Annotated in this window: 20 protein-coding genes and 1 pseudogene; 8 read left to right on the top strand and 13 right to left on the bottom strand. The window is 69.7% G+C overall.

Annotated features, from left to right (window positions below):
* Positions 1 to 89: 89 nt before the first annotated feature.
* Positions 90 to 2924 (bottom strand): annotated as a pseudogene (locus A5780_RS15840) (error-prone DNA polymerase); the annotation flags it as partial.
* 88 nt (positions 2925 to 3012) lie between these two features.
* Positions 3013 to 4395 carry an MFS transporter gene (locus A5780_RS15845; RefSeq protein WP_197521764.1) on the bottom strand — a complete coding sequence of 461 codons (1383 nt, stop codon included), beginning with the start codon at positions 4393 to 4395 and terminating at the stop codon, positions 3013 to 3015.
* A 94-nt stretch (positions 4396 to 4489) separates the two neighbouring features.
* On the opposite strand from A5780_RS15845, the gene A5780_RS15850 reads away from it, so the two are divergent.
* Positions 4490 to 5338, top strand: coding sequence for a helix-turn-helix transcriptional regulator (locus tag A5780_RS15850; RefSeq protein WP_181068662.1), 849 nt, complete (start codon positions 4490 to 4492; stop codon positions 5336 to 5338).
* Positions 5339 to 5530: 192 nt separating this feature from the next.
* Here A5780_RS15850 and A5780_RS15855 read toward each other — a convergent pair whose 3' ends face one another.
* Complete coding sequence (locus A5780_RS15855) at positions 5531 to 5707, bottom strand: hypothetical protein (protein ID WP_156769515.1); 177 nt, start codon at positions 5705 to 5707, stop codon at positions 5531 to 5533.
* A 204-nt stretch (positions 5708 to 5911) separates the two neighbouring features.
* Between A5780_RS15855 and A5780_RS15860 the strand changes: the two genes are divergently transcribed.
* Positions 5912 to 6892 carry an SDR family NAD(P)-dependent oxidoreductase gene (locus A5780_RS15860; RefSeq protein ID WP_063012671.1) on the top strand — a complete coding sequence of 327 codons (981 nt, stop codon included), beginning with the start codon at positions 5912 to 5914 and terminating at the stop codon, positions 6890 to 6892.
* 70 nt (positions 6893 to 6962) lie between these two features.
* Here A5780_RS15860 and A5780_RS15865 read toward each other — a convergent pair whose 3' ends face one another.
* From A5780_RS15865 to A5780_RS15880, 4 genes are all read right to left on the bottom strand, one after another.
* On the bottom strand, positions 6963 to 7859 hold the full coding sequence (locus A5780_RS15865) for a sucrase ferredoxin (RefSeq protein ID WP_064908839.1): 897 nt from the start codon (positions 7857 to 7859) through the stop codon (positions 6963 to 6965).
* A gap of 65 nt (positions 7860 to 7924) precedes the next feature.
* Complete coding sequence (locus A5780_RS15870) at positions 7925 to 8692, bottom strand: alpha/beta fold hydrolase (protein ID WP_063012707.1); 768 nt, start codon at positions 8690 to 8692, stop codon at positions 7925 to 7927.
* Positions 8693 to 8782: 90 nt separating this feature from the next.
* Positions 8783 to 10387: a DNA polymerase Y family protein gene (locus A5780_RS15875; RefSeq protein WP_064908840.1), complete on the bottom strand. Its 1605-nt coding sequence runs from the start codon at positions 10385 to 10387 to the stop codon at positions 8783 to 8785.
* Positions 10387 to 11118, bottom strand: a complete 732-nt coding sequence (locus A5780_RS15880; protein WP_063012704.1) for a hypothetical protein — start codon at positions 11116 to 11118, stop codon at positions 10387 to 10389. Before A5780_RS15880 ends, A5780_RS15875 begins: the two co-directional genes overlap by 1 nt.
* A gap of 407 nt (positions 11119 to 11525) precedes the next feature.
* Between A5780_RS15880 and A5780_RS15885 the strand changes: the two genes are divergently transcribed.
* Entirely contained in the window at positions 11526 to 12671 is a 1146-nt protein-coding gene (locus A5780_RS15885) for a serine/threonine-protein kinase (protein WP_030513526.1), read from the top strand.
* Positions 12672 to 12678: 7 nt separating this feature from the next.
* On the opposite strand, the gene A5780_RS15890 is transcribed toward A5780_RS15885, so the two are convergent.
* From A5780_RS15890 to A5780_RS15900, 3 genes are all read right to left on the bottom strand, one after another.
* Positions 12679 to 13341, bottom strand: a complete 663-nt coding sequence (locus A5780_RS15890; RefSeq protein ID WP_036498325.1) for a response regulator transcription factor — start codon at positions 13339 to 13341, stop codon at positions 12679 to 12681.
* Between the two features lie 167 nt (positions 13342 to 13508).
* The gene (locus tag A5780_RS15895; protein WP_181064153.1) at positions 13509 to 15014 is read right to left on the bottom strand and encodes an ATP-binding protein; all 1506 of its coding nucleotides are present in this window, start codon (positions 15012 to 15014) and stop codon (positions 13509 to 13511) included.
* Between the two features lie 85 nt (positions 15015 to 15099).
* Positions 15100 to 15468: a DUF6223 family protein gene (locus A5780_RS15900; protein WP_064908829.1), complete on the bottom strand. Its 369-nt coding sequence runs from the start codon at positions 15466 to 15468 to the stop codon at positions 15100 to 15102.
* A gap of 222 nt (positions 15469 to 15690) precedes the next feature.
* On the opposite strand from A5780_RS15900, the gene A5780_RS15905 reads away from it, so the two are divergent.
* The 4 genes from A5780_RS15905 to A5780_RS15920 all read left to right on the top strand — a co-directional run bounded on the left by A5780_RS15905 (position 15691) and on the right by A5780_RS15920 (position 19774).
* Positions 15691 to 16893: a sensor histidine kinase gene (locus A5780_RS15905; RefSeq protein WP_064901644.1), complete on the top strand. Its 1203-nt coding sequence runs from the start codon at positions 15691 to 15693 to the stop codon at positions 16891 to 16893.
* A complete protein-coding gene (locus A5780_RS15910) occupies positions 16890 to 17579 on the top strand; it encodes a response regulator transcription factor (protein WP_064908830.1) in 690 nt (229 codons plus the stop codon). The genes A5780_RS15905 and A5780_RS15910 overlap by 4 nt, the downstream gene beginning before the upstream one ends.
* Positions 17580 to 17718: 139 nt before the next feature.
* Positions 17719 to 19560, top strand: a complete 1842-nt coding sequence (locus tag A5780_RS15915; protein WP_064908831.1) for a PspC domain-containing protein — start codon at positions 17719 to 17721, stop codon at positions 19558 to 19560.
* Positions 19553 to 19774, top strand: a complete 222-nt coding sequence (locus A5780_RS15920; protein ID WP_030513518.1) for a hypothetical protein — start codon at positions 19553 to 19555, stop codon at positions 19772 to 19774. Before A5780_RS15915 ends, A5780_RS15920 begins: the two co-directional genes overlap by 8 nt.
* Positions 19775 to 19859: 85 nt before the next feature.
* On the opposite strand, the gene guaA is transcribed toward A5780_RS15920, so the two are convergent.
* A complete protein-coding gene (gene guaA / locus A5780_RS15925) occupies positions 19860 to 21437 on the bottom strand; it encodes a glutamine-hydrolyzing GMP synthase (RefSeq protein WP_030513517.1) in 1578 nt (525 codons plus the stop codon).
* 222 nt (positions 21438 to 21659) lie between these two features.
* Here guaA and A5780_RS15930 point away from each other — a divergent pair, with 222 nt between their 5' ends.
* The gene (locus A5780_RS15930; protein WP_030513516.1) at positions 21660 to 22457 is read left to right on the top strand and encodes an alpha/beta fold hydrolase; all 798 of its coding nucleotides are present in this window, start codon (positions 21660 to 21662) and stop codon (positions 22455 to 22457) included.
* Between the two features lie 21 nt (positions 22458 to 22478).
* Here A5780_RS15930 and A5780_RS15935 read toward each other — a convergent pair whose 3' ends face one another.
* Together A5780_RS15935 and guaB are read right to left on the bottom strand one after the other, a co-directional pair.
* Complete coding sequence (locus A5780_RS15935) at positions 22479 to 23648, bottom strand: GuaB3 family IMP dehydrogenase-related protein (protein WP_063012661.1); 1170 nt, start codon at positions 23646 to 23648, stop codon at positions 22479 to 22481.
* Between the two features lie 333 nt (positions 23649 to 23981).
* The gene (gene guaB, locus A5780_RS15940) at positions 23982 to 25526 is read right to left on the bottom strand and encodes an IMP dehydrogenase (RefSeq protein WP_227463190.1); all 1545 of its coding nucleotides are present in this window, start codon (positions 25524 to 25526) and stop codon (positions 23982 to 23984) included.
* Between the last annotated feature and the right edge of the window lie 248 nt (positions 25527 to 25774).

Raw genomic sequence — 25774 nt, forward strand, 5'->3', positions numbered from 1 at the left:
GGCGGGGGAGCGGGCGGATCGGCTGCCGGGGACCGGGGCGGTCACCGACGCACCGGCGCTGCCCGGGATGAGCGAACTGGAAATGGCGGCCGCCGGTCGAGACCGTGGCCCGATGCGGACTCGATGCTGCCGAGCGCACCCGCGGTGGCCAGGGCCTCGGCCTGCGGCACCGTCAACTCGACCCGCCCGGTCAAATCCAGAAACGATCGATAGGGACCGGAAGACCGTGCGGCGACGATCTTTTCGGCCACGTCGTCACCGATGTGCCGGACCGCGGACAAGCCCAGTCGCACCTGGGTTCCGCACTGCTCGAGCGTCGCCCCGGCCAGGCTGTGATTGATATCCGGCCCGTGCACCACCACCCCGTGCCGGCGGGCGTCGGCCACCAGCGACTGCGGAGAGTAGAAACCCATCGGCTGCGCGTTCAGCAGCCCCGCGCAGAACGCCGCGGGATGATGCAGTTTGAACCAGGCCGAATAGAACACCAGCGCGGCGAAACTCTGCGAATGACTTTCCGGGAAACCGAAATTCGCGAAGGCGTAGATCTTCTCGTAGATGCGATCGGCCAGCTCTCCGGTGATTCCGTGCAGATCACGCATGCCCTGATAGAAGCGGCCGCGCAGCCGCTCCATGCGCTGCGGTGACCGTTTCGATCCCATCGCGCGGCGCAACTGGTCCGCCTCGGCGGCGGTGAAACCCGCGATATCGATCGCCATCTGCATGAGTTGTTCCTGGAACAGCGGAATTCCGAGGGTGCGGGCCAGCGAACTCTCGAGCGCCGGATGGTCGAGCGTCACCTCCTCCCGGCCGTTGCGCCGGCGGATATAGGGATGCACCGAACCGCCCTGAATGGGGCCGGGCCGGATCAGCGCGACCTCCACGACGAGATCGTAGAAGGCACGCGGGCGCAGCCGCGGCAGTGTCGCCATCTGGGCGCGCGACTCGACCTGGAACACTCCCACCGAATCCGCGCGCGCCAGCATCTCGTAGACGGCGGATTCGGTGAGATCGAGGGCGTGCAATTCCACGACCTCACCTTTGTGCTCGCGCACCAGATCGATCATGTAGTGCAGGGCCGAGAGCATGCCCAGACCGAGCAGATCGAATTTCACCAGACCCGCTGCGGCACAATCGTCCTTGTCCCACTGCAGCACACTGCGCCCGGGCATGCGCGCCCACTCCACCGGGCAGACGTCGGCGATCGGCCGATCACAGATCACCATGCCGCCGGAATGAATACCGAGATGTCGCGGCAGGCCCTCGATCTCACCCGCCAGTTCCAGGACCCGGTCCGGAATATCGGTATGCGTTTCGGATGCCACCCCGGTCCATCGGCTCACCTGTTTACTGAACGCGTCCTGCTGGCCGGGCGAGAAACCCAGCGCGCGAGCAGCATCGCGCACCGCGGACTTGCCGCGATAGGTGATCACATTGGCCACCTGGGCGGCGTATTCGCGACCGTACTTCCGGTAGACGTGCTGGATCGCCTCCTCCCGGCGATCGGATTCGATATCGAGATCGATATCGGGCGGGCCGTCACGTTCGGGCGCCAGGAAACGTTCGAACAGCAGATCGTTGGCGACCGGATCCACATTGGTGATGCCGATCGCGTAGCAGACCGCGGAATTGGCCGCCGACCCCCGGCCCTGGCACAGGATGTCGTTCTGCTTGCAGAAGTGGACGATATCGTGCACGACCAGGAAGTAGCCGGGGAAATTCAGTTCGGTGATAATCCGTAGTTCGTGTTCGATCTGCCGGTACGCCTTGGGATTCCCCTCCGGCGGGCCGTAACGATCGCGCGCTCCGGCGAGGGTGAGTTCCCACAGCCAGGAATTCTCGTCGTGGCCGGGCGGCACGTCGAACGGCGGTAATTCGGGGGCGATCAAGCGCAGATCGAAGGCGCATGCGCGAGCCAGATCGACCGCCCCGGCCACCGCCTGCGGGTATTCGGCGAAGAGCCGGGCCATTTCCGCACCCGAGCGCAGATGCGCGCCACCGGTGGGCGGCAGCCAGCCGTCGATGTCGTCCAGACTGCACCGTGCCCGGATGGCCGCCAGCGCCATCGCCCGGCGCCCCTGCGCCGGGGTGGCGAAATGCGCTGCGGTCGTGGCGATCACCGGCACGTCCAACCGGGTGGCGAGGGCGATCAACCGGGCATTGCGTTCGTCGTCGTCGGGCACTCCGTGGTGGGTGAGTTCGACGCTCACCCGGTCGCGGCCGAACAGATCCATCAGCCGGCGCAGCGCCGCCTCCGCCTCGGCGTCACCCCGCTCCAGCGCCCGGCGCACATGACCTTTGCGGCAGCCGGTGAGAATATGCCAGTGCCCGTCGGCGGCGGCGGCGAGCCGGTCCAGGTCGTAGCGCAGGATTCCCTTCTCACCGGCCACCATATGTGCCGCCGACATCTCCCGCGACAGCCGCCGATATCCCTCCTGCCCGCGCGCCAGCACCAGCAGATGCGGCCCGGACGGGTCCGGTTCCCCCGTGCGCGGTTGCGAATCGTCCATCGGAGCGGAGCCGAATATCGTTGTCGCGTCGCGAATTTCACCCAGCGACAATTCGGCGCCGAACACCGTCGGCAGCCCCCATTCGGCGGCGGCCTCGGCGAAACGCACCACCCCGTAGAAGCCGTTGTGATCGGTGAGCGCCAGGGCCTCGAGCCCCAGGCGCACCGCCTCCTCCACCAACTCCTCGGGTTGGCAGGCGCCGTCGAGAAAGCTGTAGGCCGAATGCGTATGCAATTCCGCATACGGCACCAGCGGACCGCTCGGCTCCGGCCGCGACCCCGCCCGGTATTCGCCGCGTGTATGCGACCACGCCGGGCTGTCTCCGCCGTCACGGGGCGGGGCGGCCCCGCGCCCAGGCAGACCGGAGAGCACCCGCTCCATTTCCGCCCAGGTGGGCGGGCCGTTTCCCCAGCCCATATCGGCACGCACCTTCGTAGATTCGAACGTATATTCGATACCGATGCTAACTCGTGGGCGCAACGTTCGGAAGGCGGCCCCGCTGCGATCAGCGGGTCCGGACGAATATCCCGCCGACCACCGCGGCGGCGAGCAGTGCGAGGACGGCGATCACCAGCGACGTCCGCAGGCCGCCGAGGAAGTCACCGGCCACCAGCGTGCCGAATACCGCGACCCCGACCGCGCCGCCGACCTGCCGCGCCGTGTTGAGCTGCGCGGACGCCACCCCTGCCCGGGCGGCCGGCACGCTCTCCAGCACCGCACTGGTCATCGCCGGCACGACCGTTCCCGCACCGAAGCCGACCGGGACGGTCGCCACCCAGATCATCCACAGCGGAGCATCCGCACCGGCCAGAACGAGCAGCAGCAGACCACCCGCGAAGGCGAGCTGCCCACCGACGATCGGCGAGCGCGGGCCGACCGCGGCGGTGATCCGGCCTCCGAGCAGATTCGCGGTCAGCGCGGCCAGGCTCATCGGCAGGAATACCAGCCCGGTCACCAGCGCCGAATCACCGCGCTGCTCCTGCAGAAACAGCGACAGCAGGAAGACGATGCCGTAGTAGGCGAAGTTCTGCACGAAGCCGACGACCGAGGCGGCCGAGAAGGCCGGGTGCGCGAACAGATCCAACGGCAACATCGGGTCCGCCACCCGGCGCTCCCACCGGACGAAGAAGACCGCACCGGCCGCCGCCGCGATCAATCCGGTCAGCACCGGCGCCGAGCTCCAGCCCCGGTGGCCACCCTCGATCAAGCCGTGGGTCGAACCGCACAGCACCACAACCACGGTGAGCTGTCCGACCGGATCCATGCCACGGCCGGTGCTCGCGGGCGTCGCCGCCGACCGGGTGGTGGCCAGCAGTCCGCAGGCGCCGATCACCAGATTGACCAGGAACAGCGACCGCCAGCCGAGCGTCGCCAGCAATACGCCGCCGATCACCGGTCCGGCTGCCACCGCCGCCCCGCCGGCCGCTGCCCACAGCCCGACCGCCCGCGCGCGCCGCCCGGGGTCGGCATAGGCGTGCCGGACCATCGCCAACGAGGCCGGCAGCTGGATCGCGGCTCCGAGGCCCTGCGCGAACCGGGCGGCGATCAACATCGCCGGCGTCGTCGCCAGCCCGCAGGCCAGCGAAGCCGCGACGAACACCGTGAGACCCGCGACGAACGCCCGCCGCGCCCCGATCCGATCGGACAGCGTGCCGCCGATCAGCTGGAAGGCGGCGAATACCAGCGTGTAGCCGTCCACCACCCACTGCAGCTGACTCAGGCCGGCATCGAGCCGGTGCCCGAGCGTGGGCAGCGCGACGTTCACGATGGTGGCGTCCAGGCTGACCATCAGGAATCCGAAGGAGGCCGCGAACAGCGTCCACCGGGCCCGCCCGGGCGCCTCGGTGATCTCGATGCCGGAAATCGGCTGGGTGACAGGTGTGCTCACGTCGTCAGCATCGATCCCGGGGCGACCGCCCGACAAGGGCCGAGGGTGCACCTGTCAGGGCTACCCTGAGCGAGGCGTGATGGTAGGAGGAACGGTGGCAGACACACAGGCGAGCGAGTTGGCTTCGTTCCTGCGCTCGCGCCGGACCGCGCTCGCGCCCGAGGCGGTCGGTATCCGCGTCGAGGGCGTGCGGCGCACGGCAGGGCTGCGCCGCGCGGAGCTGGCCCGGCTCGCGGGGGTCAGCCCGGGCTACTACACGCGGCTGGAGCAGGGGCGTGCCCCGCATCCGTCACCGAGTGTGCTTGCCGCGCTGGCGAATGCGCTGCGGCTGTCCGCCGACGAGCGCGAGCATCTGTTCGCGCTCGGCGGCGATGTGCGGCTGCAGCCGGCCGAGCCGGGCGAACTGTCGCTCGGCGCCCGCCGGATGCTGGAGCTGCTGTCGGAGCCGACGGCCGCGTATGTGATCGACCGCTACAGCGACGTTCTCGCATGGAATGCCGGCGCCGCCGCGCTCTTCGGCCACCTGGTCGAGGGCTCCGGCCATCCGAACAACGTCCGCTATGTCTTCACCGACCCTGAGGCGAGGCAACGCTTTTCGGACTGGGACGAGATAGCCGCCGACTCGGTGGCACATCTGCGTGCGGCCACCGGTCGGCGGCCGGACGATCCGACGCTGCGCCGGCTGGTGGCCGACCTGCACGCCCGGAGCGCTCCTTTCCGGGAACTGTGGGTCGATCACGAACTGCGGCACAAGGTCAGCGGGCACAAACGGCTGTACCACCCACTCGTCGGCGCCTTCACGCTCGACTACGTGGTGCTGGCCGTTCCGAATGTGCCGGGGCAGCGGTTGGTGGCCTACAGCGCCGAACCCGGCACGACCGCGTACGACGCGCTGGTACGGCTGGCGGCGGCTGCGCCCCGGGCATCCACTGTCGCGGGCTGACCAGGGAAGCGGTCGGCCCTAGGGGCAGAACAGGCCGCCGCTGGAATCTCGCTGATTCGAATCTTCTTCGCGAATATCGGCTCGCCCTAATGTCACTGGGCGAATCGACGGCGGGAAGGAAAGGGACCCCATGTCTGTCCTGGAGTCCGCGCCGGCGAGTACGCGCGCCGCGGGGCTCACCCCTGAGCCCGCTCATCCGCCGGTGTACAGGGCGCGACGCCGGCGCCGCGCACGCCGGACCGCCTGTTCCGCCGCGGCGGCGGCCTCTCCTTCGGATGCCCCCGCTGCGATCACCTTCGCCCGGGCGTCGGCCCCGGCCTTCTCGTCCCTGGCCGCCCTTCGCCGGCGCAACGCTGTCCACAGACTCACCGTCGTCTCCTCCCGCACCGATATCCGAACACCCAGCATGACGCGGGAGCGCCGGGCCGGCATCGCCCGTCGGAATGACCGGTACGGGGCCGATGTAGTCCTCGCGACCTACCCGGCTCCCCCGCGCCGATGTGCGCAGCCCCCTTGGCAGCGGAACTTACTTTGGAGTAAGTTCGGAGGAAATCGACCTGCAAGGGAGCAGCGATGTCGGATAACCACGCGGCCGAACACGGCTATCTGGCCCGTCGGCGGGCACGCCGGGATCTCGCCGGTAAACATGTCGTCATCACGGGCGCCTCCTCCGGTATCGGGCGGGCGGCGGCGACTGCGGTCGCCGCCAAGGGGGCCGTGGTGCTGCTGCTGGCACGGCGTGGCGAAGAACTGAACGCCGTGGTCGAGGAGATCACCGCCGCGGGCGGGCGGGCCTACGCCTACCAGTGCGACGTCACCGATTCCGACTCGGTGGACCGGACCGTGAAGTCGATTCTCGACACCCACGGCCACGTCGACATGCTGGTCAACAATGCCGGCCGCTCCATCCGGCGCGCCGTGCACCGATCCACCGACCGGCTGCACGACTTCGAACGGACCATGGCGGTCAACTACTTCGGTGCGGTGCGGATGACGCTGGCACTGCTGCCCCAGATGCGGGAGCGCAAATTCGGCCACATCGTGAACATCTCGAGCGCGGGTGTTCAGGTCGCCACACCGCGGTTCGCCGCCTATCTCGCCAGTAAGGCCGCCCTGGACAAGTTCGCGGAGGTCACGGCGGCCGAGATGCTCTCCGACAACATCACTTTCACAACCATCCACATGCCGCTGGTGCGGACGCCGATGATCGCGCCCAGCGGTAAACAGGGCCCGTCGGAATCTCCCGAATGGGCGGCGGCCACCATCGTGCGCGCGCTGAGCGAGCGGCCGCGGCGCATCGATGTGCCGGTGGGCACCCTGGCCGAATACGGGACGCTGTTCGCACCAGGAATCAAGGATCGGGTCATGCACCGGTACTACCGGGCGCTGCCGGACTCCCCCGCCGCCAAGGGCGAACTGCCGGTCGAGGACGAACCGGAGTCGGAAGTGCCCGCGCTGCAGGCGAAACCACAGCGCAAGCCGTCGGCGGCGGAGCGGGTTACCCGCTCGACACTGCGCCGCGCCGCCCGGTTGGTTCCCGGCACCTACTGGTAGACGCGGCTGCAGCCTCCACCCGCGTCGCTCCGTTGCCTCGCTCCCGCCGCCGGTCACCCGCGGCGAAATGTCACGTGGTCTCGTGGATTTCGTCCACGACGATCGCCGACGCCGGTTTCGGGGCGGCGCCGCAGCTCGCCTGGCGGGGCGGATAGCCGACGGTTCGCGTGGTGACCAGCCACCGGCGGCCGTCGGTATGGGTCACCTCGGCGGCGCCGGCGAAGGTCGCCGGATCCGAGATCGGGATGTTCGGCTCGACAGCCGTCACCGTCAACTGGTCGAGGGCGGCCGGCACCCGTTCCCGCACCGCGATCTCCGCCACCTGCTCGACCGGCGACAGGCCGCTTCGCCCACGAAACCCCTTCAGCGACAGGTGGTTACGCCGCACCTGCGCCACCGCTCGGACCGCGTCCTCGCCGTCGACCCGGCCGTAGGTCAACCCCTCGGGCAGGATCACCATGGCGGGCGCGAACCGGTGCCCGCCGGTATGCGAGCACTCCCAGACCTGATCCGGATATTCGGCCGCCAGCCGGGCCGCGATCGGACGTCCCAGCCGGGCGCAACACTGATCGCGCTTACCGTGTGCGCACACCAGGGTCAGCGGATCGGTCACGCGTTCACCGATTCCCGGCGCGGGACCGTTCAGCACGTGCAGATCGATATCGAGAAGTTGTTCCAGACCGGTGACGGTCAGACGTTCGCACCACGAATTCTGTGGCCGGGAGGCGGCGAGCAGAACCGTTCGCACACCGGTGAATTCGCCGCGACCGGGACGCCGGATGAGGGTGGGACGGACGCGCGCGGCCTTGGTGCGGGCGGCCAGTTCGGCGGTGAGCTCGGCACCGAGGACCGCATCGCCGATCACATCGCGGCCCCAGGCGCCGGGTTGTTCGATGCACAGCCAGCCGCTCACCCGGGTCGCGCTGCCCGGCAGGGGAATATCGGCCGCTGCCGCCGAACACGGCAGCCCGTCGAAATTGCTCGCGGGCGCCTGCGAGGTGGGTGGTGCGGAACGGGAATCGGCCCCCACGTTCAGCGCTCCAGGAACGGCAGCACCACCGAAGCGAACTCCCGATACCGGTCGCGGTGGATGCTGTGCCCGCAGGTGAAGGCCTCGACCCGGCAGTCCGGGACGCTGGCGCGGAAGATCTCCAACTTCTCCGGATCGACCATGCCGCCGGGACCGCCGCGCAACAACACCGTGGCTGCGGTGATATCCGCCAGCCGCTCCCACCATTCCGGATGCGGTTTGCGGAACTGCTCGAGCGCCGGAGTGGTCATCGACCGGTCGAAGGCCAGAACCGCACGCGGATGACGCAGCAGACTGGTGGTGGCATGCCACAGTTCCGGCACGGACGGCAGCCGCCGGGTGAGAGTGAGTTGTTCGTCACCGGAACGCAGCGGCAGCGGCTGTTCCTCGAGAACCAGCCGCCGGACCAGGGCCGGCCGTTCGATGGCCACCCACGAGCAGGCGTATCCGCCGAGCGAATGCCCGACCAGATCGACGGTGGCCAGTTCCAGCCGATCGCACAGGCGCAGCAGATCCGTGCCGAAATCCTCGAACCGGTAGGAGGCGGTGTGTTCGCTGCGGCCGTGTCCGCGCAGATCGGGAATGATCACCCGGCGTCCGGATCGGATCAGCGCGGTGGCGAAGCGATCCCAGGTGTGGCCGTCGCCACCCATCCCGTGCACCAGCACCACCGGGACCTCCGAGAGCGGATGCGGCGTCGGCGCGCTGCCCGAATCCCGATAGGCGATCTGCACCCCCGCCAGGGGCACCCGGATGACGTTCGACTCCACGATCAGCCAGGGTACGTCGCCGCGGGCGCCGTCGCCGCAGCCTGTGGGGTGTTCCATAGCCCGCGCCCAGGGGCATCGGCGGCGCCGGCGCTATTCGTAGAGTCCCTCCACGTGCCAGATGTGGTCGTAGCCGAGCAACAGTAGAGCACGCTCCTCCGTGTCGAGCAGGATCTGCGTGCGGACGGCGCCTCCGGAATCGCCGGTGGCCCACCAGCGTTCGTCCAGCAGCCAGGGACCGGCCCAGCCCGCGACCCGCCACGACTTGCTGCCCCAGTGCAATTCGGCCGGTTCGGCGGTGAACATGCCGCGGTCGGTGAGCCAGATCGGGCTGCCGTCGCCGGACTCCAGCCGGACCTCGGGATGGTTGACCAGCACCACCGCGGGAGCCGGTTGCGGCAGCCGGCCCGGCCACGGCAGGCCGGGATCGGCGGCGGGAACCGCTTCCTCACCGAAGGTGATCAAGGTGACGCGTTCGACGGGACCGCGGCCGCCGCTGAGGACACCGATCCGCACCGCCTCACCGCCCAGCAGACCCTGCACCCGGGTCAGGGCGCGGCGGGCGCGCTGATCCTCCTCGCCGACCCCGCCCCAGAGCCCGAGCTGCAGCGCACCGGCCGCAACCACCTCGACCGGCTCCAGGCGCAGCAGCGTGATCGGAGCGGACGGTGGCGGTTCGGAATCGCCCGTCCGCCCGCGTTTTCCGTTGGTCAGGGCGCGATGGGTGAGCCAGCCGTCCAGCTGCCAGCGCACCCGGTCCGCGGTGGTCTCCGGAGTGAGCGGCTGGGCACAGCGCCAGATTCTCGACAGCTGTTCCCCGGCCGCGGTTTCGGCGTGGACCGCCAGCCGGGTGCAGGCCACCGAGGCCGCCGCCAGGCGTTCGTGCAGCCGGGTGGCGAGCATGCGACCGGCGAAGGCGGCGGCATCGACCCGCTCGATCGGCGGATCGCACCGGTACTCCACCATCAGGTCCGGGGCGGGCGGGGCCGCCGAGGGCGGGCGCTCCGGTTCGGCACGGGCACACCGGTGCGCCCGGATCGCGTCGGCGCCGAACCGGGAGGCGACCTCGGCGGGCGTGAGGGCCGCGAAATCGCCGATTCGGCGTAAACCCAAGCGGTGCAACAGATCCACCAGTTCGGCACGCTCCGGTGGAGCCAGGCTCGGCTCCACGGCCAGTTCCCCCACCGGCAGCGGCGCCAGGAAATTCGCGGCGGCGCCCGGCGCGACGATCTGCGCCCGGCGCGCGGCTGTCACCGCGGCCGACAGTTCGTCGGCGATGCCGATCCGGCATTCCACACCGAGTGCGGCGACCGCGTCGACCAGGCGTTCGGCGGCCTCCTCCTCGGACCCGAAGTAACGAGCGGCGCCGCGGGCGGCGAGTACCAGCAGGCCGGGACGCAAGACCTCCACTCCCGGCACCGTCGCGTCCACGGCCGTCGCCACCGGTTCGAACAGACGCGCATCGCGGTCCGGATCCGCCTGCGCCACATGGAGGTCCGGGCAGCGCGCCTGCGCCTCGCGCCGGGTCAGACCGCGCCGCACCCCCGCATCGCGAGCCACCGCCGAACAGGCCACCACCCGATTCGCGTGCAGCACCACCACCGGTCGCAACGGTGAGAGGTCGGCCACTGCGGCCGCCGCCGCGGCCGGCCAGTCCGGACACCACACCGCCAAGACGCGGAACCCGGGTCGCTTCATCACGCCCCCACTGCCGACAGCGCGGTAGGCGGCGAATCCGATTCCGGTACAAGCCATTCGACCCGGCCGTCGCGCGGGCACAGGTCGAGCGTGCCGGTGCGCTCCGGTGCGGACCGGCCGCGCACGCAGACGTTCAAGCGCACCGATCGCAACCGGCCGCGACCACGCCCCAGGCCCGAATAGCCCGCGACCCGGGTGTCGATCCGCAGCGTCGGACCGCTCCAGGCGCCACCGGTCACCACGAGCGTGGCCCCTTTGCTGCGGGCGCGGGCGGCGAGAATTCGAGTTCGGCTGGGCGGCACCGATATACCGGCCAGGCCGACCACCACCAGATCAAGACCATCCAGCAACACTGCGGCGACCTCCACCGGGTCCGGGCCGGGTTCGGTCACCACGGCCAGCCGGCCCAGATCGGCACCCATCTCCGCGGCGGCGAGCAATCCGAGCCGCGGCAAGCCGACGGCCGCGGCGTAGCCCCCGCCGCCGGTCACCGCGGCCAGCAGGCCGGTCAGCAGCGAACCCGCGCCCGAGTAGGCCACCACCGCCCCCTTCGGCATCCCGCCCTCGGGCAGCAGCCCGGCCAGCGCGGGCGGTACGGGAAGAAGCTCTCTGCGCAGTTCAGCGCTTGTCGGCGGGCGTTCCACGACCTCGACCCCACGGGCCGGAACCGCGGCCATCCGCCGCCGCAGCTCCGCCAGCTGCACGGCCCGCGCGTCACCAGCCGAACCCATCTCGCCGACCACCTATCTCTCACCGAACGGACTCCACCGCACTCGATGCACCGCACCGCGGCATCGACTACATACCGCACCTCCTCCGCCTCACCCACCTGCGCCGGGGCTCGCATCCCCCGACAACGTCGGAAGCACCACCGAGTGGATTCAGCACCGATTCAGCTATCGATCGTAATCGAATATACGTTCGATCCGATGATCAGTAGAACCTTCCGACCGGTCTCCGTCAAGCCGCACCGGCCCAGGTGTCACATCAGTCCCACTGCGACTGTTCCGTCACCGGTCGCGGCTGTTGTCCCCACCACTCATCGGGGCCGTCCGGCGGGCCGCCCGCCGGGTTGTGACCGCCGCCAACCCCGGTCCGAAGCAGGCCGGTCGCCCTGGTTTTCGGCTATCCTCGCGCCGTGACCGAACGCGCCCGCCCCATCGTCGGCCCCGACTATCTCGTCGCCGGCCGTTACCGCCTGCAGTCCAAACTCGGAGGCGGCGGTATGGGTGCGGTATGGCTCGCCACCGATCGGCTGCTCAACCGCGAGGTCGCCATCAAACAGGTGCTCACCACCGCCGGGCTCAGCGAGGCCGAGGCGACCGAGGTGCGCAACCGGATCGTGCACGAGGGCCGGGTCGCGGCCAAGCTCTCGCACGAACACGCGATCGCCGTCTACGACGTGGTGCTCGAGGCGGGCGAACCGTGGCTGGTGATGGAGTATCTGCCCTCGCGCAGCGTCGCCAAGGCACTCGCGCTGGCCGACACCCTCTCCCCCATCGAGGTCGCGCAGATCGGCGCGCAGGTGGCCGACGCCCTGGCCACCGCCCATGCCGCCGGAATCGTGCATCGCGACATCAAACCGGGCAACATCCTCGTCGCCGATCGAGGCTCCGAGGTGGGGATGGCCAAACTCAGCGACTTCGGTATCTCCAGTGCGGGTGAGGCTTTCGACGAACCGGAAGACGTGATCACCGGCACCCCGTCCTATCTGCCGCCGGAGGTGGCGCGCGGTGCTCAGCCGGGCCCGGCCAGCGACGTATTCTCCCTCGGCGCGACGCTCTACACCGCGATCGAGGGACATCCGCCGTACGGATTCGACGACGACAACGACGTCATCGTCACGCGCGCGGCGATGGCACAGATCATTCCGCCCACCCGCAGCGGACCGCTCACCCAGGTGCTGCTGCACATGATGGAACCGGCGCCGCAGCGTCGCCCCACCATGGCCGAGGCCCGCGAGGAAATCCTCACCGCCGCCTTCGGTCCCGGCACCGGGCCTTATATTCTCGGCGCTCCGATCCGCACCGAGGACGGCACCATTCCGGCCTGGGCGGCCCGCAATTCGGCCGCCGGACTGCGCAGTCCGCATTCCGCGCCGCTGCCCCGCCCGCCGCGGGTCGCCGCGGCCGGTGCCGTTGCGCAGCAACCGAAATTGGGGAAATCGAAGCTCGTCGACATCGACTTCACGAAGTTCGGGCCCAATGCGGCGCCGCTCGCGATCGCGGTGGGCCTGCTGATCGGACTGCTCATCCTGATCGTGATCCTCGTCGCCGCGATGTAGGCGCGACTCAGTCGATGCGCCGGCGGTGCGCCCAGCGAGTCAGCGCATTGCGGTTGGACTGCTGGGTTTTTCGCAGCACGTTGGAGGCGTGGGTTTCCACGGTTTTCACCGAGATGAACAGGGTTTCGGCGATTTCGCGATAGGTGTAGCCGCGCGCCAGCAGGCGCAGCACCTCCAGTTCGCGCGGGGTCAGCGAATCCAGTTCCGGATCCAGCGGGGGTTCGGGGGCCGGTGAGCGCCCGGTGAACGAGTCCAGCACGAAACCGGCCAGCCGCGGACTGAACACCGCGTCGCCGCCCGCGACGCGCCGAATGCCTTCGGCCAGTTCGGAACCGGAGATGGTCTTGGTGACGTAACCGCGCGCGCCCGCGCGAATCACCGCGATCACATCCTCGGCGGCATCGGAGACGCTCAGCGCCAGGCATACCGGGCCGTTACCCGACGCCGAACCGTTCGGACGATCGTCGATGCCCTGCAGGACCGCGACACCGCCGCCGTCGGGCATGTGCACATCCAGCAACACCACATCGGGTCGCGCGGCGTCGATTCCGGCCACGGCCTCGGCCACGGTGCCCGCTTCCCCGACGACATCCATATCGGCTTCGCGGCTCAACTCCGCCCGCACCCCGGACCGGAACACGGCGTGGTCGTCGACCAGAAAGACCCGGATCGTCACAGTTCTCCTCACCTCGAGCCGGCCCGCTGCCGGGCGCGGCAGCGCCGAACTCCTCATCGGTACCACATCGGTGGCCGGGGTGCCGGAAACCGCATCGCGGTGGGCAGGGCCGGTACCGCTGCCGATGTGCCCGCCTCCCCCATCTCCGCACGCTCCGCCCGCTACCGCGACCTGCCCGGGCCGGTATCCGCGGTTTCCCCTCGCGGTTCGGTCGTCGCGGCGCTGTGCGAATCACCGGCGCGGCTCGCGTCGGCGGCCTCGGCCGCCGTGCCGGAGCGGTGTCCCTCCGCACTCGCGGACTCGGCATCCCCGGACTCTGCACGGTCGACGCCGGCTGCGGCGAATTCCTCTTGGCCCTCGGAATCCTTGCGAGGCATCATGATTCGCACCTCGGTGCCGCGGCCGGGTGCGGTCTGAACCTCGACGGTGCCGCCGCGGCGTTCGATCCGGGCGTGAATGGATTTCGCCAGGCCCTGCCGGTCCGCCGGTACCGAGGCGGGATCGAACCCGGTGCCGCGATCGCGCACGAAGATGCTGACCTGATGCGGTTCCACCTCGGCGAAGACGTCGATGGTCGGCACACCGGCATGTTTGGCGGCGTTGACCAGCGCCTCCCGGGTGGCGCCGAGCAGGGCGGTGAAATGTTCCTTCGGCAGGCCGAATCCGGTATCGCCGACATCCATCGAGACGTCGCCGACGGTCACCGGAGTCACCTGCACCCCGTACTGGTCCTCCACCTCACCGGCGATCGTGCGCAGTGCGGCGGCCAGGCTCGACTGCGCGGGCATGGAATCCTCGAACAACCATTTCCGCAGCTCCCGCTCCTGGCTGCGGGCCAGCCGGGCGACCTCCTGCGGATCGTCGGCCTGCCGCTGGATCAGCGCCAGGGTCTGCAGCACCGAATCGTGCAGATGTGAGGCGATCTCCTCGCGTTCCTCGTTGCGGATGCGGGCCGAGCGTTCGGCATTGAGGGCGCGCATCATGCGCAACCACAGCGGCACCGTCAGCAGTCCGACGCCGATCAGCGTGACCGCGACCGCGATCAGTGCCGAACCCAGCGAACTCAGGTTGATGCGGGCCAGCACCACCACGCCCAGCCCGACCACGATCAGCGTCGCCCCGGCCAGAATGCGCGTCCAGGTGAGCACGGTCGGCCGGGCGGGCAGGCCGAGAATGGAACGTGGCCCCTCGGCATCGAATTCGCGCCACACCAGCGCCGCACCGACGGCGACCACGATGATCGGCGCGACCACCCGCGCGGCGGTCCCGTTGAACAGCCACGCCATCGAGACCGACAGCGCCAGCCCGAGCAGCACCAGCCCGACGGCCTGCCGCCGCTCGGACGCCGTGGGCGGCGGCCCGTCCGCACCCGAGGACGTGAAGATCCACAGCAGCCCGTAGGCCACGATCCCCGCCCCCATCAAGGCCGACAGCAGGACGAACGCCATCCGCACCTTGAAGACGTCGACACCCAGATGGTCGGCGATACCGCCCGCGACCCCGCCGACGACCCGGCCACCGGATCGCCGCAGCAAACGCGGCTGTTCGAGCACCGGATCGGCGCCCCGGCCGTCCGGCCCGAGACCGTCCACACCGGCGCGAGGTTCGAACCCCACGCGACCGTCGAACCCCGAACGCGCGTCGAATGCGGGCATGGAGGGGTACATGCCTTCGATACTGGCACGTCACCCCGACAACCGACCATCGGGAAATACCCGGATTCCCGATCTCGGGGTCGCCGACGGCGCCGTGTTATCCGAGGCGGCGAGCACGCACCAGCGAGAGGCTACCCAGAACCACGCCACCCAGCCCGAGCACCACCGCGGCGATCGCGCCGGCCAGCCCGTTGCCGGTACCGAAACCACCGGCGGCATCGGCCCCGTGGATGGCGCCGACGACCGCGGCGACCGCTCCCAGCGCCAGCGCCGTGACGGCCCGGGACCGGCGGGTGCCGACGCGGTGGCCGCGGGCCGAGACCGCCGCCCCACCGGCGATCACGCTGATCAAGCCCAGGACGGCCGCGATGGTGGGAACGGTCCGGCCGACGCCGACCTCGTACCCGGCGGCCACGACTGAGAGGCGGGTGGTCGAGAGCGCGGCGAACACATCGAGTGCGGGCATCGCGAATCCTTTCGGTCGAGCGGCAGCCGGCTGCCGTGCGGGTCGCACGGACTCGGAATCGGCTGCGGACGCGACGATCGTCGCGCCGCGACCCGCTCGCGGGCATCGGCCCGGGATCGACGACGAATACGCCGTTCGGCGTAGCCGACCGCGCACCGCGACGTACGAAGTCGCGCGCTCGGCACGACGTCCCAGGCCGCCTCGGGCTCCTATGATCGCCACATGCCGGACCGCGTCACACCGCTGCGCCTGCCGGGCTGGTCTCAGGATCTGCTGTTGGCGGTATTCATCACCGTGATGCAGGTCCAGGGCACCGTCGTCCGCAACAGCGGCCGGCCCGAGGAGGTGCTGCGCCCGCTCTCGGACTTCGGATATCTCGGCTACCTCCTCTTGATCATCGCGGGCACCGTCCTGGTCCTGCGGCGCCGATATCCGGTCGCGGTATTCGCCGTCACCGCGCTCACCAGTGCGATCTACTACGCCCTCGACTTCCCGGACGGACCCGGATGGCTGGCACTGTTCGTAGCGCTCTACACCCTCACCGCACACGGTGACGGGCGGCGCTCGCTGGTGGTGGCCGGAGTGGGGATCGCCGTCCTTACCGCGATCTGGCTTCCCGCCGCATCGGACGTCCAACCGCCGGCCGCGATCGGCTGGGTCTATTTCCGGATAGGCGCCGCGGTGATGAGCGCCGCGCTCGGCGAGAGTGTCCGCTCGCGGAAAGTCATTGCGGCACAGGCGTTGGAGCGCGCCGAGCTGGCGGAACGAACTCGCGAGGAGGAGGCCCGCGCCCGGGTCGACGCGGAACGTCTCCGCATCGCCCGCGAAGTGCACGATACGGTCGCGCACGCCATCGCCGTCATCAACGTCCAGTCCGGTGTCACCGCGCACGTGCTGGACAAACGGCCCGAACAAGCGCGTGAGACCCTGAAGATCATCGAGCGGACCAGCTCTCGGGCGTTGTCGGAAATGCGGGCGGTCCTCGGAGTTCTCGACGACCGCGCCCCACATCCGGGTCTCGGGCAGATCCGGGAACTCGCCGCCGCGGCCCGCGACGCCGGGCTCGAGGTCGAATTCGGCACGCCCGCACCGCCTCCCGAGATACCCGGCGCGGTCGGCACCGCGATATACCGGATACTGCAGGAATCGATCACCAATGTGATTCGCCATGCCGGCGCGACGCGAGTCTCGGTCGAGGTGAACTACGGTGCCGACACGGTCGACATCAGGGTCACCGACGACGGGCGGCAGTCACCCGCCGCATCTTTCGCAGGTCCAGCGCGTACCGCCGGGCGCGGCATCCTCGGTATGCGTGAGCGATGCCGGCTCCTGGGAGGTGATCTGGACGCGGGCCCGCTTCCGCACGGAGGATTCGCGGTCACGGCCCGGCTGCCCCTGGCCACGACGGAAACGGTGAACCTGTGAGCAGTACGGCAGACTCGGACGGTGGCACCCCGATCCGGGTTCTGCTCGTCGACGACGAGCAGTTGGTGCGGTCGGGCTTTCGGCTCTTGCTCGATATCGAGGACGACATCACGGTCGTCGGAGAGGCCGCCAACGGCGCCGAAGCCGTGCGGAAAGCTCGTGCGCTGCGTCCGGATGTCGTACTGATGGATATCCGCATGCCGACGATGGACGGCATTCAGGCCACCCGCGAGATCGCCGCGACGACCGGGCTGCAGGATGTCCGGATCCTCATCCTGACCACCTACGACACCGATGCCTATGTCTTCGAGGGACTGCAGGCCGGCGCCGGCGGTTTTCTGCTCAAGGATGCCGGTCCGGCCGAGCTGCTGCACGCTATCCGCGTGGTCGCCGCCGGTGAGGCTCTGCTCGCGCCCCGGATCACTCGCCGGCTCATAGCCCAGTTCACGGCTCGCCGCGCCGCCGACCAGGCCGCCGAACAGCGGCTCGCGGTACTGACCGACCGTGAGCGGGAGGTGCTGGCCCTGGTCGGCCAGGGCATGAGCAATGCCGAGATCGGCGCCGAACTGTTCCTCAGTCCGGCGACCGCCCGCACCCACGTCAGCCGGGCAATGGTCAAACTCGGCGCGCGCGACCGCGCGCAATTGGTCGTCATCGCCTATCGAACGGGCCTGGTGGCACCGTAGATCGAACTTGTCCGACCGTGCCCCGAGCCGCCGTCGTCTGGCGGCCCGAGTCGAGTCGATTCCGTCCGGATGTAGTTCAGGTTCGTTTTCAGGGTGAACCCCGATGCCATTCGATGCTGCTCACGGCCACCATTGAGCTATGACCACAGCGAGCGGCGGGACCGGCGGCACGAGCCGGACGGGATTCAGCGAACAGCTCCAGCACCTGTGGCGGACGCGTCCGACACGGTTGCCGGGACAGAGTCCGGTCGCCGGCGTGGCGTCCGGATTCGGCCGGCGCTACGGCGTGGACCCGGTACTGATCCGGGTCGCGTTCGTGGTGTCGACGATCTTCGGTGGTGCGGGCATCGTGTTGTATCTGGCGGCATGGCTGCTGCTGCCTCCGGCGGGTGATGCGGTCTCACCCGCGGAGGGCCTGATCAGCCGCGGACGCAGTTCGCAGTCGTCGACCAAGACCATCGTGCTGATCGTCGCTCTGGCGATCGCGGTCACCACGATGGGCCCGGTGGGTGTCGGACTCGGCGGCTCGGGGGTGATCAGTTTCGCGCTGATGGTGGCCGGTTGGTGGTTGCTGTACATGCGGCAGCCGGAACCGCCGATCGACGGCTCCTATCCGCTGACGGCCGAGGGCGGGATCGCGGCGACGGGATATCCGGGGGCGAGCTTCCCGGGCGGGTCGCCGTGGAGCGGAAGCCAGTACGGACCCTTCACCAAGCTGCCCGACCACTACGAACCGGACCCGAATGCCTTTGCCGGCGGCCAGGTTCCGACCACACCGACACCGGCCTCGAACGACGCTGTTTCGACGGCGGACAACGCGTCGACGGCAACCGAACCGATCGTCGCAGCCGCCGCCACCGCCCCACTGCGGGTCGATCCGGCCACCGGGACGCCGGAAAGTGATCCTGGCGAAGCCTGCACCGCATCGCCGGACAGCACGAGCTCGGCACCCGAAGCGACCGAACCGACTGCGACCGAAAGCTCTGCCGCAGAAGGTGTTCCGACGGAAAATGCGTCCGAACGGCAGGCCGATTCGGACGCCGCGACCGATCCCGGTACCTCCGAACACGCTGCCACCGAGCCGGACTCGCTCACCGACGAAGCGCCGGCCGACGACCGACCCACGGTCGCGCTGACCCGGCCACTCACCGCCGAATCCGAATCGGCGGCACCCTCCGACGAACACCCGGCCGAGGACGAGTCCGGCCCCGACGATTCGCCCGGGCCCGGCGGGAGCACACCTCCTCGCCCGACGCCTCCTCCCGGCCCACGGCCGACCGGCAACCGTCCGATCCCGAACCCGGCGCATGTCGGCCCGACTGCGGCCGGCTGGGATCCGCTCGGCGTGGCGCCCATGGCCTGGGATCTGCCCACCCCGACGCAGCAACGCCCGGTCGCGGTCGTCCCCGCACAGCGGCCGCGCTCCCGGCTCACGCCGGTGGTGATCGGTCTGGCCGTCCTGGCGGCAGCGGCGGCGGGCGCGGTGGCCGCGGCCGGGGCGGACTGGATGACACCCGCGCGGATCGGCGCGGTCGCCCTGGCGGTGGTCGGCCTGGGCCTGATCGTCGGCGCGTTCCTGCGACGCGGCTACGGCTTGATGGTGGTGCTGGCGCCGCTGGCGGGATTCGTCATCCTCGCCTCGATGGTCGGTCCCGTCGAATTCGACCGCGGAGCCATGGGCGACCACGTCTGGACCCCGGCCACAACCGCCGATCTGGCCTCGGAATACCGGATCACCATGGGATCGGGCACGCTCGATCTGCGCCGACTGCCCCTCACCGAGAATCGCACGGTGCACGTGAACGTCCAGATGGGCGACTTCCGGGTGCTGGTGCCGGACTCGATGCGGCTACACGCGACCTGCAACGCCAGTATGGGCGACGTGTCGTGCCCGCAGGGGCCCACCGGACCGGCCGACGGGCCGATTCTCACTCTCGACGTCGATGTCCACGCCGGAAACGCGGAGGTGAAACGTGGCTGACAACGAAACGGCCGACACTCGGACCGAAACTGGGCGCGGACCGTCGTTCTCGCTGCTGCTGGCCGGGATACTCGCCCTGCTGGTCAGCGTCTGGGCCTTCATCGGCCCCACGTCCTGGCCCTTCCACAGTGCGGTGCCGGTGGGCTGGATCGTGGTGGGTGTGGCGGTGGTCGTGGGCATCGCCCTGGTGATCTCGCCGCGAAGGAAGAAATAGCCTCCGGAAGAGGCCGCAACAGAAAGAAGGGGCCTTCCAGCCGATGCTGGAAGGCCCCTTCTCCGCTATCCGTGACGACAGCCGCTCATTCCCATTCGATGGTGCCCGGCGGCTTGCTGGTCACATCGAGCACCACGCGATTGACCTCGGCCACCTCGTTGGTAATCCGGGTGGAGATGCGTTCGAGCACCTCGTAGGGCAGGCGGGTCCAGTCCGCGGTCATGGCGTCCTCACTCGACACCGGCCGCAGGACGATCGGATGTCCGTAGGTGCGGCCGTCGCCCTGCACGCCGACACTGCGCACATCGGCCAGCAGGACCACCGGGCACTGCCAGATCTGCGCGTCCAGACCGGCGGCGGTCAGTTCCTCGCGGGCGATCGCGTCGGCCTGCCGCAGGGTTTCCAGCCGGTCCGGCGTGACCTCGCCGATGATCCGGATCGCCAGGCCCGGCCCCGGGAAGGGCTGGCGCGCAACGATTTCCTCGGGCAGCCCGACCTCGCGGCCGACCGCGCGCACCTCGTCCTTGAACAGCAGCCGCAGCGGTTCGACCAGCTCGAATTCCAGATCCTCGGGCAGCCCGCCGACGTTGTGGTGGCTCTTGATGTTGGCGGTGCCGGAGCCGCCACCGGATTCGACCACGTCCGGGTACAGGGTGCCCTGCACCAGATATTCGACCGCGGGTCCGCCATCGCCGTCCTCGGTGCCGGTGGACTTCACGACCTCGGCGACCGCATCCTCGAAGGACCGGATGAACTCCCGGCCGATGATCTTGCGCTTCTCCTCCGGATCGGTGACGCCTTTCAGCTCACCGAGGAACTTCTCCACCGCGTCGACCGTCACCAGCTTGGCCCCGGTGGCGGCGACGAAGTCGCGCTGAACCTGTTCGCGCTCCCCGGCCCGGAGCAGGCCGTGGTCGACGAAGACACAGGTCAGCCGGTCTCCGATGGCCCGCTGCACCAGCGCGGCCGCCACCGCGGAATCCACGCCACCGGAAAGGCCGCAGATCGCGTGTCCGTCGCCGATCTGCTCGCGCACCTGCTCGACCAGCGCATCGGCGATATTGGCCGGGGTCCAGGACGCGGGGATGCCGGCGAGTTCGTGCAGGAACCGGCTCAGCACCTGCTGGCCGTGCGGCGAGTGCAGAACCTCCGGGTGGTACTGCACACCGGCCAGCCGCCGGGCGCGATTTTCGAAGGCGGCGACCGGCGCACCGGCCGTCGTCCCCGTGACCTCGAAGCCGGCCGGCGCGTCGGTGACCGCGTCGCCGTGGCTCATCCACACGGGTTGCACCGTCGGCAGTCCGCCGTGCAGCACGCCGCCGTCGATGTTCAGCTCGGTGCGGCCGTACTCACGGGTGCCGGTGTGCGCGACCGTGCCGCCGAGCGCCTGCGCCATCGCCTGGAATCCGTAGCAGATACCGAAGACCGGAATGTCGAGATCGAACAACCGCGGATCGAGCTGCGGCGCGCCCTCGGCGTACACGCTGGACGGCCCGCCGGACAGGATCACCGCCAGCGGCTGCCGATCGGCGATCTCCTCCACGGTCGCGGTATGCGGTACCACCTCCGAGTAGACGCTGGATTCGCGCACGCGCCGCGCGATCAACTGCGCGTACTGCGCCCCGAAGTCGACGACGAGAACTGGTCGCTGGGTTTCTGCCACCCGCACAGTTTAGTGAGGGCATCGGCGCACCTCGAGGGCGGGCGAGCCTGCGACTCGAGGCCGTGATCGCCCCCACTCCACCGGTTCGATGCCGGTCGTATCGGCCGGTGCCGGCCGGGCTTGCGAAACGGCCTATCCGCCAGCACATATCCATGCCCGCCTTCCTCCGCGGCGATCACGAAGGCGGAGCAGCGGCACTCGGCGACGGCTATCCTCGTGCTCGTGCCATTCGCCCGTGCGATCGATGCCGAAATCCATTACGAGGATTCCGGTGGCCGTGGCCCGGTGGTACTGCTGGGGCACGAATTCTTCATGGATCGAACGATGTTCGCATCGCAGGCGGCCGCATTGGCACCGGAGTTCCGCATCGTCACCTGGGATGCGCGCGGACACGGCCGCACCCGCGACGAGGGGCTGCCCTTCACCTATTGGACGGCGGCCCGCGACGCGCTGACCGTGCTGGATCAGCTCGGCGTCGAACGCGCGGTGGTCGGCGGCACCTCACAGGGCGGGTTCAGCGCCATGCGCACCGCCCTGCTCGCTCCCGAACGGGTGGAGGCGCTGATCTTGATCTCGACCGAGGCGCACAGCCCGACCCCGCAGGAACTCGTGACCTCGCGCCGCTTCCTGGACCACTGGCGGGAGCCGAATATCCGGCACGCCCTCGCCGAGCACATGGCGCACTGGCTGATCGGAGACGACGCCTGGTACCGGGCGGTGTGGACCAAGCGGTGGCTGGCGCGCGATCCGCACGAGCTCGAGGCCGCGGCCGGATGTCTGCTGGCCCGCGACTCGATCCTGGATCGGCTGTGCGAAATCACCTGTCCCGCATTGGTCATCCACCCGACGCGGGCCGGCATCCCGCGCGCGCACGCGCTGGAGATGGCACGGCGACTGGTCGGATCGCGATTCTGCGAAATCGAGGGCGCCCGTCAGGCGGTCAACATGACCCACCCCGAGCAGGTCAACGCCGCGATTCGCGACTTCCTGCGCGGGGAGGTGCTGACCCGGCTCAACTGAGCCGGGCCGCGGCGTGCGATCTCAGGCCCGCACGCTGAGACCGACCCGCTGGAATTCCTTCAGATCGCAGTATCCGGCCTTGGCCATCGAACGACGCAGGCCGCCAACGAGATTCACCGAGCCCCACGGATCGCTGGACGGTCCGTACAGCACCTTCTCCAGCGCCGGCTGCTCGTCCGGCTCGGCGAACTGCAGCAGCGCGCCGCGCGGGACCGACGGATGCGCGGCCGCCGAGGGCCAGTACCAGCCGTGGCCGGGCGCCTCCTGGGCCAGCGCGAGCGGCACACCCAGCATCGCCGCGTCGGCACCACAGGCGATGGCCTTGGCCAGCTGGCCGGAGGAGACGATGTCGCCGTCGGCGATCACGTGGACGTAGCGACCGCCGGTCTCGTCGAGGTAGTCGCGGCGGGCCGCGGCGGCATCGGCGATCGCGGTCGCCATCGGGACGCCGATACCGAGCACCTCACCGGTGGTGGTGGCGCCGGGCATCGAGCCGTAACCGACGATCACGCCGGCGGCGCCGGTGCGCATCAGATGCAGGGCGGTGCGGTGATCGCTGACGCCACCGGCCACGACCGGCACGTCCAGTTCGGCGATGAAGGTCTTGAGGTTCAGCGGTTCCACCGACGAGCCGGCATCTTCGACGGGCACCGCGCTCGCGCCGCCGACGTGTTCGGCGGAGATGATGGTGCCGTGGACAACCAGCAGGTCGATCCCGGCCTGCACCAGACTCGGGGTCAGGGCGCGCGCGTTCTGGGGGCTCACCCGCACCGCGACCGTCACTCCGGCGGCGCGCACCTGCGCGACCGCGGCGGCCAGCAGGTCGGGCTGCATCGGCGCGGCGTGCAGTTCCTGCAGCAGTTCGACCGCGGCCTCGGGACCCTTGTGCTCGGCCACCTCGACCAACTGCTCGATGCGTGCGCTCACATCGGCGTGCCGGGCCCACAGTCCCTCGCCGTTGATGACGCCCAGTCCGCCGAGGCGGCCCAATTCGATCGCGAATTCCGGCGACACCAGCGCATCGGTCGGATGCGCGACCACGGGGATGTCGAATCGGTAGGCATCCAGCTGCCATGCCAGCGACACCTGCTTCGACGACCGGGTGCGCCGCGAGGGGACGATGTCGACATCGTCCAGCTCATAGGTACGCCGGGCGGTCCGACCCATCCCGATCTCGACCATGTCCCGCACTGATGTCTCTCCTTAGTGTGTTCTGCCACGCCGGTGTGTGCGACGAACTCGCGCGCCGGCGCCACGACGTCGCGGCGATCTCACGCCGACGCGCGTCCATCCTCCCAGCTCCCGGCGTACGCCATACGCCGGGGGCGGTCCGTGTCGGACCGTGAGCATCGGGACGGGCCGGGCGCGGTCACACATCGACACGACCGACCGGTATCCCGGGACCGCGTTGGGCCGACGCGTCGCGATGACATGCCTTGTCCCGGAAGCATTTCCGTCACCCGCGACACAGCGGCGAGCCAACCGTGTCGCCGTGGCGAGGACTCGTCGCCCTCGCCCCGGCTCCTACTTGCCGCGGCCGGTGTAGTTCGGTGCCTCGACCGTCATGGTGATGTCGTGCGGGTGGCTCTCCTTGAGACCCGCCGCAGTGATCTGCACGAACTGCGCCTGCTGCAGGTCGGCGATCGACTGGGAACCGGTGTAGCCCATGGCCGCCCGCAGACCGCCCACCAACTGGTGGATGACCTGATTCACCGGACCGCGGAAGGGCACCCGCCCCTCGATGCCCTCGGGCACCAGCTTGTCCTCGGCCAGCACGTCGTCCTGGAAGTAGCGGTCCTTGGAGTAGGACTTGCCCTGCCCGCGTCCCTGCATGGCGCCCAGCGAACCCATGCCGCGGTAGCTCTTGAACTGCTTGCCGCCCACCAGGATCAGTTCGCCCGGGGATTCGGCGGTACCGGCGAGCAGCGAGCCGAGCATGACCGTCGACGCACCGGCGGCGATGGCCTTGGCCACGTCACCGGAGAACTGGATACCGCCGTCGGCGATCACCGGCACGTCGGCCGCGCGGCACGCGGCCACGGCCTCGAGAATCGCGGTGATCTGCGGGGCGCCGACGCCGGCGACCACGCGAGTGGTGCAGATCGAGCCGGGACCGACACCCACCTTGACCGCGTCGGCGCCGGCCTCGACCAGCGCCGCCGCACCCTCGCGGGTGGCGATATTGCCGCCGACGACCTGGATCCGGTCGCCGACCTCGTTCTTGACCTTGGCGACCATCTGCAGCACCTGGGCCTGATGGCCGTGCGCGGTATCGACGATCAGCACGTCGACCCCGGCATCTGCCAGGCTCATCGCGCGCGACCAGGAGTCCTCGCCGACACCCACCGCGGCGCCGACCAGCAGGCGGCCGTCGCGATCCTTGGTCGCGTTCGGGTACTGGTCGGTCTTGACGAAGTCCTTGACGGTGATCAGCCCGCGCAGGCGGCCGTTGCCGTCGACGATCGGCAGCTTCTCGATCTTGTGCCGGCGCAGCAGACCCAGCGCGGCCTCGGCGGTGACGCCCTCCTGGGCGGTGATCAGCGGCGCCTTGGTCATCACGTCGGCGACCCGGCGGTTCTGGTCGACCTCGAAACGCATGTCCCGGTTGGTGATGATGCCGACCAGCGCACCGGTCTCGTCCACCACGGGCAGACCCGAGATCCGGAACCGCGCGCACATCGCGTCGACCTCGGCGAGGGTGTCGGTCGGGCGGCAGGTGACCGGATCGGTGACCATTCCGGCCTCGGACCGTTTCACCGTCTCCACCTGCGCGGCCTGATCGGCGGCCGACAGATTGCGGTGCAAGACGCCCATACCTCCGGCGCGGGCCATGGCGATCGCCATCCGCGCCTCGGTGACGGTATCCATCGCCGAACTCACCAGCGGGGTGCGCAGCGTGATCTCGCGCGTCAACCGGCTGGAGGTCTCGACCGAGCTGGGGATCAGATCGGAAGCGGCCGGCAGCAACAGCACGTCGTCGAACGTGAGGCCGAGCATGGCGATCTTGTTCGGATCGTCACCACCCGTATGCGGGCGGACGGCTCGTTCGCCCATCACGGGACTACTCATCTGATCGACCCCTCCTGGACCTCGAAAGCACCGATACGGCACTTCGGCCCGGCATTCCGGGACCTCGGTACCGATCGAGAACAGCTGATGGATGGTGGAGCCGAAGCGTGCGACCCGGCGCCTGTGTATCCATGGTATCGGCCGCCTGTGGGGGCGACCTCGTCGCCTCCGACACAGTGGTGGACGAGGGTGACAGCCGCGCAACAAGCGCGTCAAAATGCCTTCAGCGCTGGCGCGGAGGGGGTGGT

This window comes from Nocardia sp. 852002-20019_SCH5090214 (genome assembly GCF_001665865.1).
In the GTDB taxonomy this organism is placed as follows: Bacteria; Actinomycetota; Actinomycetes; order Mycobacteriales; family Mycobacteriaceae; genus Nocardia; species Nocardia nova.